We start from the raw sequence: 14,821 nt of genomic DNA on the forward strand, positions 1-14,821 counted from the left end.
TGGTTCAGAATTTGGTCAAAGACAGGCCAGCCCAGGTTGCGAGCAGCCCGCCGAATACGCTGATTCCGGCATAACCGAAGGCCAGCGGCGCCTGCCCGCTTTCAAGCAGGCGCACGGTATCCAGTGAAAAAGATGAAAAGGTTGTCAGACCGCCGAGAAACCCGACGATCAGGCCCGCACGCAGCTCGACCGGCACCAGCGGGCGATGCAAAAACAGCCCGTAAAGTACGCCGATCAGCAAGCAGCCAATCAGATTGACCGCCAGCGTACCGAGATAGAAGTGGCGTGGCCAGTGGGCATTGACCCAATTGGCGGTGGCAAAGCGCAATAGCGTCCCGGCAATACCGCCTGCGCTAACCGCAGCGATCACTGCAATCATGGTTTTCTCCGCTGCCGCGGGCTGTTGCGGTCGAGTTCAGCCAGGTTTTCGCCGATCTTCAGTTCCAGGCCGCGAGGCACCGGTTGATAGTAATGGCGCGGCTCCAGTGCGTCAGGGAAGTAATCTTCACCAGCAGCGTAAGCATCGGGCTCGTCATGGGCATAGCGGTACTCGTCGCCATAGCCCAATTGCTTCATCAGCTTGGTCGGTGCGTTGCGCAAATGCAGTGGTACTTCCAGCGAGCCGTGCTCACCGGCCTCGCGCAAAGCGGCCTTGAAGCCCATGTACACCGCATTGCTCTTCGGCGCACAAGCCAGGTACGTAATGGCCTGGGCCACGGCCAACTCACCTTCAGGGCTGCCCAGGCGCTCTTGCACATCCCAGGCTGCCAGGCACAGGCTCAGGGCCCGCGGGTCGGCGTTGCCGATGTCTTCGCTGGCCATACGCACTACGCGCCGGGCGATGTACAAGGGATCGCAGCCGCCATCAAGCATGCGTGCAAACCAGTACAGGGCGCCGTCGGGATTGGAGCCGCGCACCGATTTGTGCAGCGCCGAGATCTGGTCGTAAAACGCTTCACCACCTTTGTCGAAGCGACGGCGGCTGTCACCGAGCAGGCTTTGCAGCAGCTCGACACCGATTTCGCTGCCATCTTCGGCAAGGTCCGAGGCGTTTTCCAGCAGGTTGAGCATGCGTCGGCCATCGCCGTCAGCAGCGGCCATGAGCATGCTGAAGGCTTCATCACCCAGGCTCAGCTGTCGTTTGCCCAGGCCGCGCTCTTCGGTCAGCGCTCGCTGCACCAGCTTGCGCAGTGCCGGTTCATCCAGGCTCTTGAGCACATAGACCCGCGCGCGCGACAGCAAGGCGTTGTTCAGTTCGAACGACGGGTTCTCGGTGGTCGCACCGATGAAAATCAGCGTGCCGTCTTCTACATACGGCAGAAAGGCGTCTTGCTGGGACTTGTTGAAGCGGTGCACTTCATCAACGAACAGGATGGTGCGGCGGCCGTACTGGCCAGCCTGCTGCTTGGCGATTTCCACCGCCTGGCGAATTTCCTTGACCCCGGCGAGCACCGCCGAGACGGTCTCGAAATGCGCATCACAAAACTGCGCCAGCAAGCGCGCCAGGGTGGTCTTGCCGACCCCAGGCGGGCCCCAGAAAATCATCGAGTGCAGCGCGCCCTGTTCCAGTGCTTCGCGCAGCGGCTTGCCACGCGCCAGCAGGTGCTCCTGGCCGACATACTCGTCCAGATTGGCCGGGCGCAAACGCGCGGCCAATGGCTGGGCTACAGGCTCACTACGAAACAGGTCCATGGACGGCGCTACTACCTCGTGTTACTCCGAAATGACGTCAGCGCCTTTCGGGATATCGAACTTGAATTTGCTCGCCGGAACTGGCTCGTTGGCCTTGACCGCGGTGAACAGGATGTTGGTGCGCTGGCCGACACTGTCGATCAGTTGCATATCGTTGACCAAGCCTTTACGGAACGATAGACGCAAGGAGTCGAACAACGTGTCTTTGGTTTTCGGCTTGAGGGTGAAGTCCACGACATCGCCCTGCTCTTTGGAGGCAATATCAAAGCTCTGGCTGATCTTCGATACATCACCGGAAAGCAGCAGCGCTGGCGTTTCGGTCAGGCGCTGGTCGAGCTTCTTGATAGTTGCCTGCTCCAGGTCCGGGTCCCACAGGGTGACCGTCTTGCCGTCAGACACCACCACTTGCTCCTGCGGTGCATCCGTGTGCCAGTAGAACAGCCCCGGACGCTGCACCGCCATCTGCCCTGCGGTTTCCTGCAGGCTGGTGCCACTGGCATCCAGGGTCAATTGCGAGAAGCGTGCCTCGATCGTCTTGGACTTTTCCAGCAACTGGGTCAGGCGCGCCACATCCTGCTCACCGGCAAATACCGAAGCGCTGGACACGGCCAAAGCGGAAACCAACATCATGCGAATCAGGCGCATGGCAATCCTCGTTGCAGTAAGAAAGGGCCTGTGACCGCTTGGGTCACAGGCCAGGTGATTCATCAATCGCGGGACGGCCCGGGGGCGATGACTTCGCGCGAGCCGTTGGTGTTCATGGCGGTGACCACACCGGCCATTTCCATCGCTTCGATCATCCGCGCAGCACGGTTGTAGCCGATCTTCAGCTTGCGCTGTACAGCGGAGATGGACGCACGGCGGCTTTCCAGCACGAATTGTACGGCTTCATCGTACAGCGCGTCAGTTTCGGCATCGTCGCCGTCACCACCACCGCCGCCACCGTCAAAACCGCTACCGGCTTCTTCGACGCCATTGAGGATGTCGTCGTTGTAGTCCGGTGCGCCGCGCAGCTTCCACGCCTCGACCACACGGTGGACTTCGTCGTCAGACACAAAGGCACCGTGGACACGAATCGGCAGGCTGGTGCCCGGCGGCATGTAGAGCATGTCACCATGACCGAGCAGTTGCTCGGCACCGCCCTGGTCGATAATGGTCCGCGAGTCGATCTTGCTCGACACCTGGAACGCCATCCGGGTCGGGATGTTGGCCTTGATCAGGCCGGTGATCACGTCCACCGACGGCCGCTGAGTCGCGAGAATCAGGTGGATACCAGCCGCCCGCGCTTTCTGGGCGATCCGGGCGATCAGCTCTTCGACCTTTTTGCCGACGATCATCATCATGTCGGCGAACTCATCGACCACCACCACGATAGTCGGCAAGGTTTTCAGCAGCGGCGGCACGTCGTCCATGCTTTCGCGCTTGAACATCGGGTCGTAGATCGGCTCACCCGCCTCTTCGGCGTCTTTGATCTTGCGGTTGAAGCCAGCCAGGTTACGTACGCCCATGGCAGCCATCAGTTTATAACGGCGCTCCATCTCGGCCACGCTCCAACGCAGGGCGTTGGCGGCATCTTTCATGTCGGTGACGACCGGGCACAGCAGGTGCGGAATGCCTTCGTAGATCGACAGCTCAAGCATTTTCGGGTCGATCATGATCAGCTTGGCGTCTTCCGGGCCCGACTTGAACAGGATCGACAGGATCATGGCGTTCACACCCACCGACTTACCGGAACCGGTGGTACCCGCTACCAGCAAGTGCGGCATCTTGGCGAGGTCGGTGATGACCGGCTTGCCACCGATATCGTGCCCCAACGCCATGGTGACCGGCGACTTGGCTTCATCGTATTGCGGCGACGACAGCACTTCGGAGAAGCGCACAATCTGGCGGTCTTCGTTGGGAATCTCGATACCAACAGTGGTTTTGCCCGGAATCACTTCAACCACCCGCACACTGGTCACGGCCAGCGAGCGCGCCAGGTCTTTGGCCAGGTTGGCGATACGGCTGACTTTCACACCGGCCGCGGGCTGAATTTCGTAACGGGTAATCACCGGGCCTGGGTGAATGGAGTCCACCGAGACTTCAACACCGAATTCCTTGAGCTTGATCTCCAGCAGGTGGCCGACACCGGCCAGGGACTCAGGCGAATAATTGACCTGTTTCTTCTCGGCAGGATCAAGGATCGAGATCGACGGCAAGGTGCCTTCAATGGCGCTATCGACAAACAGCGGTGCCTGTTTTTCCTTCTGCACGCGTTTGCTCGGCTCGGGCGCCTTGGCAGGTGCCGGCATGATCACTGGCGCCGGTTGTTGCGCGCGTTCGGCCACATGTTTAGTCAGGGCCTGGTCGCGCTCGATGATGCGCTCCTTGGCTTTTGCCTGTTCGCGGCGATCCGGCACCACCGGGGCCACCACGTCCTGAACCTGTTCATCGACTTCACGCAACTGTGCCACCAGGCGCTTGCGCTCGTTGCGCGCAGCCCACCAACGGTTGGCAGCGCCCTGGAACAGCTCAAACAAGTCGAGGGTGATCTTGCCGGTGACATCCATGACCTTGAACCACGACAGATCGGTAAACACCGTCAGGCCGAACAGGAACAGGGCAATGAACATCAGGGTGCTGCCCTGTACGTTCAGGGCGTTTTTGGCCAGATCGCCCAGGCTTTCACCCAATGCGCCGCCAGCAGAAGCAGGCAGACTGGCCGCTGAATGGAAGTGAATATGCGCCAGGGCCGCGCCCGACAGCACCAGAAACACCAGGCCAATCAAGCGCCAGGAGAACAGCCAACCGCTCCACTGCCAGGGCTGATGACGCTCACGGAAGATCTGCCAGGTCTTGATCGCCAGCAACAGCGGAAAGATGTAGGCGAAATAGCCGAGCACCATGAACAGCACGTCGGCGAAGTAGGCACCGGCACGCCCGGCGGCATTCTGCACCTGTTCGACGTTGCTGGTATGGCTGAAACCCGGATCGGACTGGTCGTAGGTCAGCAGCGCCATCCACAAATACAGGCACAGCGCCCCCATGGCGATTAGCGCGCCTTCCTTGAGGCGATAATGCAACTGCTGGCGCCAAAGCGGCACAGGCAAGGGATTCGGTGTTGCGGTGGATTTCTTCAAAACGCGTCTATTCCTGCGCTCAATGCGCGTCCAACAGTGATTGACCTAATTGAACAGTCAACAAACCACTACTTTTAACATTACTGCCCGCCTACCGCTATGGCGGCACGCCAGAAACCAGCGTAAACGGGGGCCAATTTCCTATATCGCAATTTGAGCACGCATTTTCTTTTGTGACAAAGGCTTATGCGGTGTTTTTACTCAGGTGTGACAACAAAGGGCCGTGCAAGTTGCTTTAACAGCATCGCGGGGCAGGCCCGCTCCCACCGAACCTGTAGGAGCGGGCTTGCCCCGCGATGCCCTTTCAGGCAATGCTGCCCTACCCTCCCCTGCACGTAGACCACAATGCTGACCTGGCTGAACCGTGACTCCCTGACCTTCCCGCCACTGGAAAAAGCCCTGCGCGACCCCAACGGCTTGTTGGCTGCCGGTGGCGACCTCAGCGCCGAGCGGCTGGTACAGGCTTACCGCCACGGCTGCTTCCCCTGGTATCAGGATGGCCAACCGATCCTGTGGTGGTCGCCCGATCCGCGTACTGTGCTGTTCCCCGACGAGCTGCACGTTTCACGCTCGCTGCGCAAATTCATCCGCCAGGGCCACTACCAGGTGAGCTTCGACCAGGACTTTGCCGCAGTGATCAAAGCCTGCGCCGCGCCGCGCGACTACGCCGACGGCACCTGGATCACCGACAGCATGCAGAAGGCCTATCTCACACTGCATCAACAAGGTTTTGCCCACTCCGTTGAAGTGCGCCGGAACGGTGAACTGGTCGGCGGCCTGTACGGCCTGGCCATGGGCCGGCTGTTTTTCGGCGAGTCGATGTTCAGCCGCGCCGACAACGCCTCCAAAGTTGGCTTCGTGCACCTGGTCGAGCACTTGCAGCAAGCCGGCTTCGTGCTGATCGACTGCCAAATGCCGACCGACCACCTGCACAGCCTGGGCGCCCGCGCCATTGCCCGGGCAACGTTTGCCGAATACTTGCAACGCTACTTGGACCAACCCAACAGCGCCACCTGGGTTTGTTAGGCGAGTTTTCCCAGCTGGCTTACACTTAAATCTAAAGCACCTCCCGAGGGGTTGATCATGACAGAGTTGGCGCGGTTGAAGTTCTATGCCACTCAGCCCCATTCCTGCAGCTACCTGCCAGACGAGCAAGCCACCACGCTGTTCCTCGATCCGAGCCAGCCAATGGACGTGAAAGTCTACGCAGACCTGTCGGAAATGGGCTTCCGGCGCAGCGGCGACCACCTGTACCGCCCGCACTGCCAGAACTGCAACGCTTGCGTACCGGCGCGAATCCCGGCTGGTCGCTTCCTGCCCAATCGCCAGCAAAAACGCATCATCAAGCGCAACGCCGATTTGAGCGTCAGCGCCGCGCGCCCGGCGTTCAAGGAAGAATACTTCGAGCTTTATCGGCGCTACATCGAACAACGCCACGCTGACGGCGATATGTACCCACCCAGCCGCGACCAGTTCTCCACCTTCCTGGTCCGCGACCTGCCGTTCTCACGCTTCTACGAGTTCCGCCTGGGCGGCCGCCTGCTTGCTGTCGCCGTCACCGACTTGCTGCCCAATGGTCTTTCAGCGGTGTACACCTTCTACGACCCCGATGAAGAGCGACGCAGCCTGGGGCGCTATGCCATTCTCTGGCAGATTGCCGAAACCCTCCACCTGGGCCTGGATGCGGTGTATCTCGGTTACTGGATCAAGAACTGCAAAAAGATGAATTACAAGACTCAGTATCGCCCCATCGAGCTGCTGATCAATCAACGCTGGGTAACGTTGAACTGAAATCCTTGGCTTGAAGGCCATTTTTCGGGCACAATGCACGCCACTTTTTTTGCCTGGCGCAGTTGTGCACCGGGCCATTAACTGGATACCGAGGGCTTTACTGCATGTCGAAAGAAGACAGCTTCGAAATGGAAGGCACTGTCGTCGACACCCTGCCCAACACCATGTTCCGTGTGGAGTTGGAAAACGGGCACGTCGTTACCGCGCATATCTCTGGCAAAATGCGCAAGAACTACATTCGTATTCTGACCGGTGACAAGGTCCGCGTCGAACTGACGCCTTATGACCTGAGCAAAGGGCGCATCACCTACCGCGCTCGCTAAGCTGCACCAACAAAAACGCCCGGCATTTGCCGGGCGTTTTTGTTTAGCCTTGAAAAGTATCGCGGGGCAAGCCCGCTCCCACAGAGTGACCACTGTGGGAGCGGGCTTGCCCCGCGAAGGCTATTACGCCATCTCAGCCGTCGTCTCGAAGTCGAACACCAGCTCGCCATCACGAATGTCGATGTGCACCACGCCACCGTGCTCGGCCAGCTCACCAAACAAGATCTCTTCAGCCAGTGGCCGCTTGATCTTGTCCTGGATCAGCCGTGCCATTGGCCGTGCGCCCATCTGAGCATCGTAGCCACCGGCTGCCAGCCAACTGCGCGCCGCATCGCTGACTTCCAGCAGTACGCGCTTGTCTTCCAGCTGTGCCTGCAGCTCGATGAGGAACTTGTCCACCACGCTCTTGATCGTCTCGTGGCTGAGGCGACCAAACTGGATGATGGTGTCCAGACGGTTACGGAACTCCGGCGTGAAGCTCTTCTTGATCACTTCCATGGCATCGGAAGAGTGATCTTGCTGGGTAAAGCCGATCGAGGCTCGCGCAGCGGTTTCAGCACCGGCGTTGGTGGTCATAATGACAATGACGTTGCGGAAATCCGCCTTGCGCCCGTTGTTGTCGGTCAGGGTACCGTGATCCATAACCTGCAGCAGCAGGTTGAAGACTTCCGGGTGGGCCTTCTCAATCTCGTCGAGCAGCAATACGCAATGCGGTTGCTTGGTGATGGCCTCAGTGAGCAAACCTCCCTGGTCGAAACCGACATAACCTGGAGGTGCACCGATCAAACGCGACACGGTGTGACGCTCCATGTACTCAGACATGTCGAAGCGCACCAACTCGACCCCCAGGGCCTTGGCCAACTGGCGGGCCGCTTCGGTTTTACCGACACCGGTAGGCCCGGCGAACAGGAATGAACCGACGGGCTTGTCAGGCGATTTCAGGCCAGCACGCGATAGCTTGATGGCTGTCGCCAGCGAGTCGATGGCGGCATCCTGACCGAACACCGTCAGCTTCAGATCACGCTCAAGGTTACGCAACAGCTCCTTGTCGGAACTGGTGACGTGCTTTGGCGGAATCCGCGCAATTTTCGCGACGATGTCTTCAACTTGCGCAACATCGATACGCTTGACGCGCATCTCCACCGGCTGGAGGCGCTGATAGGCACCAGCTTCGTCGATCACATCGATGGCCTTGTCCGGCATGTGGCGGTCGTTGATGTAACGCGCCGCCAGCTCGGCAGCGGCACGCAGGGCCTCATCACTGTATTCGATATTGTGATGCGACTCGAAACGGCCCTTGAGCCCGCGCAGGATCCCCACGGTGTCTTCCACCGATGGCTCGCTGACATCCACCTTCTGGAAGCGCCGCGCCAAGGCACGATCCTTCTCGAAAATGCCGCGAAATTCCTGGAAGGTCGTCGAGCCGATGCAACGGATTTCACCCGACGACAGCAGCGGCTTGAGCAGGTTGGAGGCATCCATCACGCCACCGGACGCCGCACCGGCACCGATGATGGTATGAATCTCATCGATGAACAGGATTGCCTGCGGGCGTTTGCGTAGTTCATTGAGCAGCGCCTTGAAGCGCTTCTCGAAATCACCCCGGTATTTAGTACCGGCCAGCAGTGCCCCCAGGTCCAGGGAGTAGACCACGCTCTGCGCCAGCAGATCGGGGACTTGCCCATCGACGATACGCTTGGCCAGCCCCTCGGCAATGGCGGTTTTGCCGACACCGGCCTCACCGACCAGCAGCGGATTGTTTTTGCGCCGACGCGCGAGAATCTGCGCTACGCGCTCAACTTCGAGCTCACGCCCCACCAGCGGGTCGATACGCCCTTGACGGGCCTGCTCGTTGAGGTTGCTGGCATAGGCGTCCAGCGGATTGCCAGACGAGGAGGTTTCGCCTCCATCTTCGTCCTGCATGTCCTGCTCGCCTTCGGAGTGCTCACCATGGCCCGGCACCTTGGAGATACCGTGGGCGATGTAGTTGACCACATCGATGCGTGCCACGCTCTGCTGCTTGAGCAGAAACACCGCCTGGCTTTCCTGTTCGCTGAAAATCGCTACCAGTACATTGGCGCCAGTGACTTCGCGTTTGCCCGAGCTCTGGACATGGAAGACTGCGCGCTGCAATACACGCTGGAAGCCCAGGGTTGGCTGGGTTTCACGGTCCTCGTCATGCACGGGGATCAACGGCGTGGTGGAGTCAATGAACTCCTGCAGGTCGTGTTTGAGTTTGTCGAGGTTCGCGCCGCAGGCGCGCAAAACGGTCGCGGCGGCCTCATTATCCAATAGCGCCAGCAGCAGGTGCTCGACGGTCATGAACTCATGACGTTTCGAGCGCGCCTCCTTGAAGGCCAGATTGAGGGTGACTTCGAGCTCGCGGTTTAACATAGCTTCACCTCATACCCAAGTGGTCGGCGATTAACCGTCCTTCTCGATTTCACAGAGTAGCGGATGCTGGCTTTCCCTTGCGTATTGGTTGACCTGCATGGCCTTGGTCTCGGCAATGTCACGGGTAAACAATCCGCATACTGCCCGTCCTTCGGTATGGACGGCTAGCATGACCTTGGTCGCCAGCTCGCGATTCAGGTTAAAAAACACCTCGAGCACTTCGACGACGAAATCCATCGGTGTGTAGTCATCGTTAAACAAAACCACCTTATACATTGGTGGCGCCTGCAGGGCCGGCTTGGCCTCCTGTACCGCCAGGCCAGAACCATCGTCCTCATGCGATTGCGGGCGATCCTGATTGAATGTTAGTCGAATCTGGCTATGTGCATGCATGGAAAGAATTTCATCATTTCGACAGGTTGGATTATGGATTGACTGCACAGGCGACGCAGAACAGCCGACACCTCACCTTGACTATCGGCAAAACGGTGTTACAACCAATAAGAACCCACCGTGTTGGATAAAGATCCGCGCAGTCAACCAGAATTTTCGCAGGTTCATATGCGGATGGAGTGGATGATACTCCAGTGATGGAGTCCTTTGCAGAGGGATATGAGGATGGCAAGCGGTAAAGTCAAGTGGTTCAACAATGTCAAGGGCTATGGATTCATCATTGAAGACGGGAAAGACGAGGATTTGTTCGCTCACTTCTCAGCCATCCAGATGGACGGCTATAAAACCCTGAAAGCCGGTCAAGCCGTCAGCTTTGACATTATCCAGGGCCCGAAAGGCCTACACGCCATCGCAATCGTCCCTACAATCGCTCAATCTACCACCACCCCAAGCACCACTGCTGAAACTGTTCGAGCCTGACCTTCAAGGCAAAAAAAACCGGCCAGCCCGCAAGGGTTGGCCGGTTTTTTTTGTGCGGCTTACATGTGTTTGATCAGCGCCTCGCCGAAACCGGAACTGCCGACCAGGGTGGCGCCATCCATCAGACGCTCGAAGTCGTAGGTTACGGTCTTGGCGGCGATCGCGCCGTTGGTGCCCTTGATGATCAGGTCTGCCGCCTCGGTCCAGCCCAGATGGCGCAGCATCATTTCTGCCGAGAGAATCACTGAGCCTGGGTTGACCTGGTCTTTGCCGGCGTACTTCGGCGCAGTACCGTGGGTCGCTTCGAACATGGCCACGGTATCCGACAGGTTGGCACCTGGCGCAATACCAATACCACCCACTTCCGCCGCCAGAGCATCGGAGAGGTAGTCACCATTGAGGTTGAGGGTGGCGATCACGTCGTATTCAGCCGGACGCAGCAGGATCTGCTGGAGCATGGCGTCGGCGATGGCATCCTTGACGATGACTTCGCGACCGGTTTTCGGGTTTTTGAACTTCATCCACGGGCCGCCATCAAGCAGCTCAGCGCCGAATTCGTTCTTGGCCACTTCGTAGCCCCAGTCTTTGAAGGCACCTTCGGTGAACTTCATGATGTTGCCCTTGTGCACGATGGTCAGCGACTTGCGATCATTGTCCACCACGTACTGCAAGGCTTTGCGCACCAGGCGCTGAGTACCTTCTTTCGAAACAGGCTTGATGCCGATACCGCAATCCTGATCAAAACGGATCTTGGTTACACCCATTTCCTCTTTCAGGAACTTGATGACCTTGGCGGCTTCCGGAGAACCGGCCTTCCACTCGATACCGGCGTAAATGTCTTCGGAGTTTTCGCGGAAAATCACCATGTCGACGTCACCCGGTTTTTTCACCGGGCTGGGCACACCCTGGAACCACACCACAGGACGCAGGCAGACATACAGGTCCAACTGCTGGCGCAGGGCAACGTTGAGCGAGCGGATACCACCACCCACTGGCGTGGTCAGTGGGCCTTTGATCGAGACGACGTAATCTTTGACTGCATCCAGGGTTTCCTGTGGCAGCCAGGTATCCTGGTCGTACACCTGGGTGGCTTTTTCACCGGCGTAGACTTCCATCCAGGAAATCTTGCGCTTGCCCCCATAGGCTTTTTCTACAGCAGCATCGACCACTTTGATCATGACGGGACTGACGTCTACGCCAATGCCGTCGCCTTCGATGAACGGGATGATCGGATTATCAGGAACATTGAGAGAATGGTCCGCGTTGACGGTGATTTTGTCGCCGACTGCCGGAACCTTGATTTTCTGGTATCCCATGCTGCACTCCGTTTTTTTTGGTGTGGTACGTCATCTGGATCCCCAGAGCGTAACCCAGTTGCACGGCAACGGGAACCATGCAGGCGAATGCCCTGTAATGGGGCAGGATCATCTACATCTTTGGTCTAAAAAACACGCTTCGACGTGTTGATCTTGATCAATACGACCAAGGGTTTGGTATACTCCGCCGGTGACCAAAGGGTCACTTGGGGCGAACCGTCTGGAACGAGACCTGCAGGCCCCGACAAGACTGGGCTGTTACCGCAGTTCAGCCGTTTGACACTCGACTGATGCAATCCACCATCACCGCACAGAATCCTCGACCTTCTGCTCATAGATGTGTCTGAGCGAAGCGCCTACCCTGCGCACCTTCGAGATTCTGCGCACGCTCAGCAAAACAGAGAGTTAACCCGAATATGCCCACCCGATCCAAGATCATCTACACCTTCACCGACGAAGCCCCTGCCCTCGCCACCTATTCACTGCTCCCCATCGTCGAAGCCTTTACCGCTTGCGCCGACATCGCCGTAGAAACCCGGGACATCTCTCTGGCCGGCCGCATCCTTTCTGCCTTCCCTGAACAGCTCGGCGCCGACAAGCAAGTGGCCGACCACCTGGCAGAACTGGGCCAACTGGCAACCACGCCAGAAGCCAACATCATCAAATTGCCGAACATCAGCGCCTCGGTTCCACAACTGAAGGCCGCGATCAAGGAACTGCAAGCCAAGGGCTTCAACGTTCCTGATTACCCTGAAGCTGCCGCTACCGACGCCGAGAAAGAAGCCAAGGCGCGCTACGACCGCATCAAGGGCAGCGCTGTAAACCCTGTGCTGCGTGAAGGTAACTCCGACCGCCGTGCACCGCTGTCGGTCAAAAACTACGCTCGCAAGCACCCGCACAAAATGGGCGCCTGGGCTGCTGACTCCAAGTCCCACGTCGCTCACATGAGCAACGGCGACTTCTACGGCAGCGAGAAAGCCGCACTGATCGAAGCTGACGACAGCCTGCGCATCGAACTGCTGGACAAGAACGGCAACACCACCGTTCTGAAAGAAAAAACTGCGGTCAAGGCCGGCGAGATCATCGACTGCGCCGTGATGAGCACCAAGGCGCTGCGCGCGTTCATCGCCGCCGAGATCGAAGACGCCAAGGCCAACGGCGTACTGCTGTCGGTACACCTGAAAGCCACCATGATGAAAGTCTCCGACCCGATCATGTTCGGCCAGATTGTTGCCGAGTACTACAAGGACGCGCTGGCCAAGCACGCTGAGGTACTGGAGCAAATCGGCTTCAACCTGAACAACGGTATCGGCGACCTGTACGCCCGCATCAAATCGCTGCCTGCTGAACAGCAAGCGCAGATCGAAGCCGACGTCAAAGCCGTCTACGACGTGCGTCCGGCGCTGGCCATGGTCAACTCCGACAAGGGCATCACCAACCTGCACGTACCGAGCGACGTTATCGTCGACGCTTCGATGCCAGCGATGATCCGTGACTCGGGCAAGATGTGGAACACCGAAGGCCAGCTGCAAGACACCAAGGCTGTTATCCCGGATCGTTGCTACGCCACCATCTACCAGGTCGTTATCGAAGACTGCAAGCAACACGGCGCCTTCGATCCGACCACCATGGGCAGCGTGCCAAACGTTGGCCTGATGGCGCAGAAAGCTGAAGAGTACGGCTCGCACGACAAAACCTTCCAGGCCAAAGTCGACGGCGTGATCCGTGTAGTGGACGGCAAAGGCAACCTGCTGCTGTCCCAGGACGTCGAAGCAGGCGACATCTTCCGCATGTGCCAGACCAAAGACGCACCGATCCAGGACTGGGTCAAACTGGCTGTGAACCGTGCCCGCGCCAGCAACACCCCGGCAGTATTCTGGCTCGACCCACAACGCGCTCACGACGGCGTGCTGATCGAAAAAGTCCAGCAGTACCTGAAAGACCACGACACCACCGGCCTGGACATCCGCGTCCTGTCGCCTGTCGAGGCCATGAAGGTTTCCCTGCAGCGCATCCGCGCAGGCCAGGACACCATCTCGGTCACCGGTAACGTACTGCGCGACTACCTGACCGACCTGTTCCCGATCATGGAGCTGGGCACCAGCGCCAAGATGCTGTCGATCGTTCCGCTGATGAACAACGGCGGCCTGTTCGAAACCGGCGCTGGCGGTTCGGCACCGAAGCACGTACAGCAACTGGTCGAAGAGAACTTCCTGCGCTGGGATTCCCTGGGCGAGTTCCTGGCCCTGGCCGCTTCCCTGGAGCACCTGGGCACTGCCTATGCCAACCCGAAAGCCAAGGTACTGGCGGCGACCCTGGATCAGGCCACCGGCCAGTTCCTGGACACCAACAAGTCCCCTGCGCGCAAGGTCGGCGGTATCGACAACCGTGGCAGCCACTTCTACCTGACCCTGTACTGGGCCCAGGCCCTGGCTGCACAGAACGACGACGCTGCCCTGCAGGCACGCTTCGCCCCACTGGCCAAAGCCCTGAGCGAGAACGAAGCGACCATCGTCGCCGAGCTCAACGCCGTTCAAGGCAAGCCGGCTGAAATCGGTGGTTACTACTACCCGGATGTCGAGCTGACCAGCAAAGTGATGCGCCCAAGCCAGACCCTTAACAGCGCGATTGCCGCACTGTAAGGCCTGAAGCAAACAAAAAACCCCGGCCACGCACCGGGGTTTTTTAGCTTTAGGCTGCAAGCTGCAAGCTGCAAGCTGCAAGCTGCAAGCTGCAAGCCAGAGCATTACACGCTCGGCTTTTACTTGTGGCTTGCAGCTTTAAACTTACAACTTAGGGAGAGAATCGACCGTGCGACCCCACATCACTGTCGCCACCATCGTCGAAGACCAAGGCCGCTTCCTCATGGTCGAGGAATTCAAGGCCGGCAAGCACGTCTTCAACCAACCCGCCGGCCATCTGGAAGCCAACGAAAGCCTGCTGGACGCCGCCCGCCGCGAAACCCTCGAAGAAACTGCCTGGGAGGTCGAACTGACCGGCGTGGTCGGCATTTACCTTTACACCGCCCCCAGCAACGGCGTGACCTACCAGCGCATCTGCTTTGCCGCACGCCCGCTCAAGCACCATGCCGAGCGAGCACTGGACAGCGATATCGTCCGCGCCGTGTGGCTGAGCCGCGAAGAACTGCTCAGTGACCCGCAACGCTGGCGCAGCGAACTGGTACCACGCTGCATCGACGACTACCTGGCCGGCCCGTTGCACAGCCTGGCGCTGATTCGCAACTGACAGCAACGATGCCTTGACGGCCACAGCCTGATAGAATTGATGTCTTTTTCCAGATACACAGCCGGTA

At 58.9% G+C, this 14,821-nt stretch carries 13 protein-coding genes; 6 read left to right on the forward strand and 7 right to left on the reverse strand.

Annotation, left to right across the window (positions count from 1 at the left end):
• Positions 1–4: 4 nt before the first annotated feature.
• From crcB to ftsK, 4 genes are all read right to left on the reverse strand, one after another.
• Positions 5–379: a fluoride efflux transporter CrcB gene (gene crcB / locus E1573_RS01830; protein ID WP_133210075.1), complete on the reverse strand. Its 375-nt coding sequence runs from the start codon at positions 377–379 to the stop codon at positions 5–7.
• Entirely contained in the window at positions 376–1,692 is a 1,317-nt protein-coding gene (locus E1573_RS01835; protein ID WP_133210077.1) for a replication-associated recombination protein A, read from the reverse strand. Before E1573_RS01835 ends, crcB begins: the two co-directional genes overlap by 4 nt.
• Before the next feature lie 21 nt (positions 1,693–1,713).
• Positions 1,714–2,337 carry an outer membrane lipoprotein chaperone LolA gene (gene lolA, locus E1573_RS01840; protein WP_133210079.1) on the reverse strand — a complete coding sequence of 208 codons (624 nt, stop codon included), beginning with the start codon at positions 2,335–2,337 and terminating at the stop codon, positions 1,714–1,716.
• Between the two features lie 62 nt (positions 2,338–2,399).
• Positions 2,400–4,835, reverse strand: coding sequence for a DNA translocase FtsK (gene ftsK, locus E1573_RS01845; protein WP_371925120.1), 2,436 nt, complete (start codon positions 4,833–4,835; stop codon positions 2,400–2,402).
• Between the two features lie 321 nt (positions 4,836–5,156).
• Between ftsK and aat the strand changes: the two genes are divergently transcribed.
• From aat to infA, 3 genes are all read left to right on the forward strand, one after another.
• The gene (gene aat / locus E1573_RS01850; protein WP_133210083.1) at positions 5,157–5,837 is read left to right on the forward strand and encodes a leucyl/phenylalanyl-tRNA--protein transferase; all 681 of its coding nucleotides are present in this window, start codon (positions 5,157–5,159) and stop codon (positions 5,835–5,837) included.
• A gap of 57 nt (positions 5,838–5,894) precedes the next feature.
• Positions 5,895–6,602 (forward strand): arginyltransferase, encoded by a 708-nt coding sequence (locus E1573_RS01855; RefSeq protein ID WP_133210085.1) that lies wholly within the window; start codon positions 5,895–5,897, stop codon positions 6,600–6,602.
• Positions 6,603–6,706: 104 nt separating this feature from the next.
• On the forward strand, positions 6,707–6,925 hold the full coding sequence (gene infA / locus E1573_RS01860) for a translation initiation factor IF-1 (RefSeq protein ID WP_002553999.1): 219 nt from the start codon (positions 6,707–6,709) through the stop codon (positions 6,923–6,925).
• Positions 6,926–7,048: 123 nt separating this feature from the next.
• Here the strand turns inward: infA and clpA are convergent, their stop codons facing one another.
• On the reverse strand, positions 7,049–9,319 hold the full coding sequence (clpA, locus tag E1573_RS01865) for an ATP-dependent Clp protease ATP-binding subunit ClpA (RefSeq protein WP_133210087.1): 2,271 nt from the start codon (positions 9,317–9,319) through the stop codon (positions 7,049–7,051).
• A gap of 30 nt (positions 9,320–9,349) precedes the next feature.
• Positions 9,350–9,712 (reverse strand): ATP-dependent Clp protease adapter ClpS, encoded by a 363-nt coding sequence (gene clpS, locus E1573_RS01870; protein ID WP_009400967.1) that lies wholly within the window; start codon positions 9,710–9,712, stop codon positions 9,350–9,352.
• 225 nt (positions 9,713–9,937) lie between these two features.
• On the opposite strand from clpS, the gene cspD reads away from it, so the two are divergent.
• Entirely contained in the window at positions 9,938–10,192 is a 255-nt protein-coding gene (gene cspD / locus E1573_RS01875; protein WP_133210089.1) for a cold shock domain-containing protein CspD, read from the forward strand.
• A 59-nt stretch (positions 10,193–10,251) separates the two neighbouring features.
• Here cspD and icd read toward each other — a convergent pair whose 3' ends face one another.
• Entirely contained in the window at positions 10,252–11,508 is a 1,257-nt protein-coding gene (gene icd / locus E1573_RS01880; protein ID WP_133210091.1) for an NADP-dependent isocitrate dehydrogenase, read from the reverse strand.
• Positions 11,509–11,924: 416 nt separating this feature from the next.
• On the opposite strand from icd, the gene E1573_RS01885 reads away from it, so the two are divergent.
• Entirely contained in the window at positions 11,925–14,150 is a 2,226-nt protein-coding gene (locus tag E1573_RS01885; RefSeq protein ID WP_133210093.1) for an NADP-dependent isocitrate dehydrogenase, read from the forward strand.
• A gap of 169 nt (positions 14,151–14,319) precedes the next feature.
• Positions 14,320–14,754 (forward strand): NUDIX hydrolase, encoded by a 435-nt coding sequence (locus E1573_RS01890; protein WP_133210095.1) that lies wholly within the window; start codon positions 14,320–14,322, stop codon positions 14,752–14,754.
• Positions 14,755–14,821 lie beyond the last annotated feature (67 nt).

This window comes from Pseudomonas sp. H9, from assembly GCF_004353925.1.
Classification (GTDB): domain Bacteria; phylum Pseudomonadota; class Gammaproteobacteria; order Pseudomonadales; family Pseudomonadaceae; genus Aquipseudomonas.

Excerpts from the sequence above, each read along its gene's own strand:
- E1573_RS01855 (WP_133210085.1), top strand. The coding sequence starts at position 5,895 with ATGACAGAGTTGGCGCGGTTGAAGTTCTATGCCACTCAGCCCCATTCC.
- lolA (WP_133210079.1), bottom strand. The coding sequence starts at position 2,337 with ATGCGCCTGATTCGCATGATGTTGGTTTCCGCTTTGGCCGTGTCCAGC.
- cspD (WP_133210089.1), top strand. The coding sequence starts at position 9,938 with ATGGCAAGCGGTAAAGTCAAGTGGTTCAACAATGTCAAGGGCTATGGA.
- infA (WP_002553999.1), top strand. The coding sequence starts at position 6,707 with ATGTCGAAAGAAGACAGCTTCGAAATGGAAGGCACTGTCGTCGACACC.
- clpA (WP_133210087.1), bottom strand. The coding sequence starts at position 9,319 with ATGTTAAACCGCGAGCTCGAAGTCACCCTCAATCTGGCCTTCAAGGAG.
- clpS (WP_009400967.1), bottom strand. The coding sequence starts at position 9,712 with ATGCATGCACATAGCCAGATTCGACTAACATTCAATCAGGATCGCCCG.
- aat (WP_133210083.1), top strand. The coding sequence starts at position 5,157 with ATGCTGACCTGGCTGAACCGTGACTCCCTGACCTTCCCGCCACTGGAA.
- crcB (WP_133210075.1), bottom strand. The coding sequence starts at position 379 with ATGATTGCAGTGATCGCTGCGGTTAGCGCAGGCGGTATTGCCGGGACG.
- E1573_RS01835 (WP_133210077.1), bottom strand. The coding sequence starts at position 1,692 with ATGGACCTGTTTCGTAGTGAGCCTGTAGCCCAGCCATTGGCCGCGCGT.
- E1573_RS01885 (WP_133210093.1), top strand. The coding sequence starts at position 11,925 with ATGCCCACCCGATCCAAGATCATCTACACCTTCACCGACGAAGCCCCT.
- icd (WP_133210091.1), bottom strand. The coding sequence starts at position 11,508 with ATGGGATACCAGAAAATCAAGGTTCCGGCAGTCGGCGACAAAATCACC.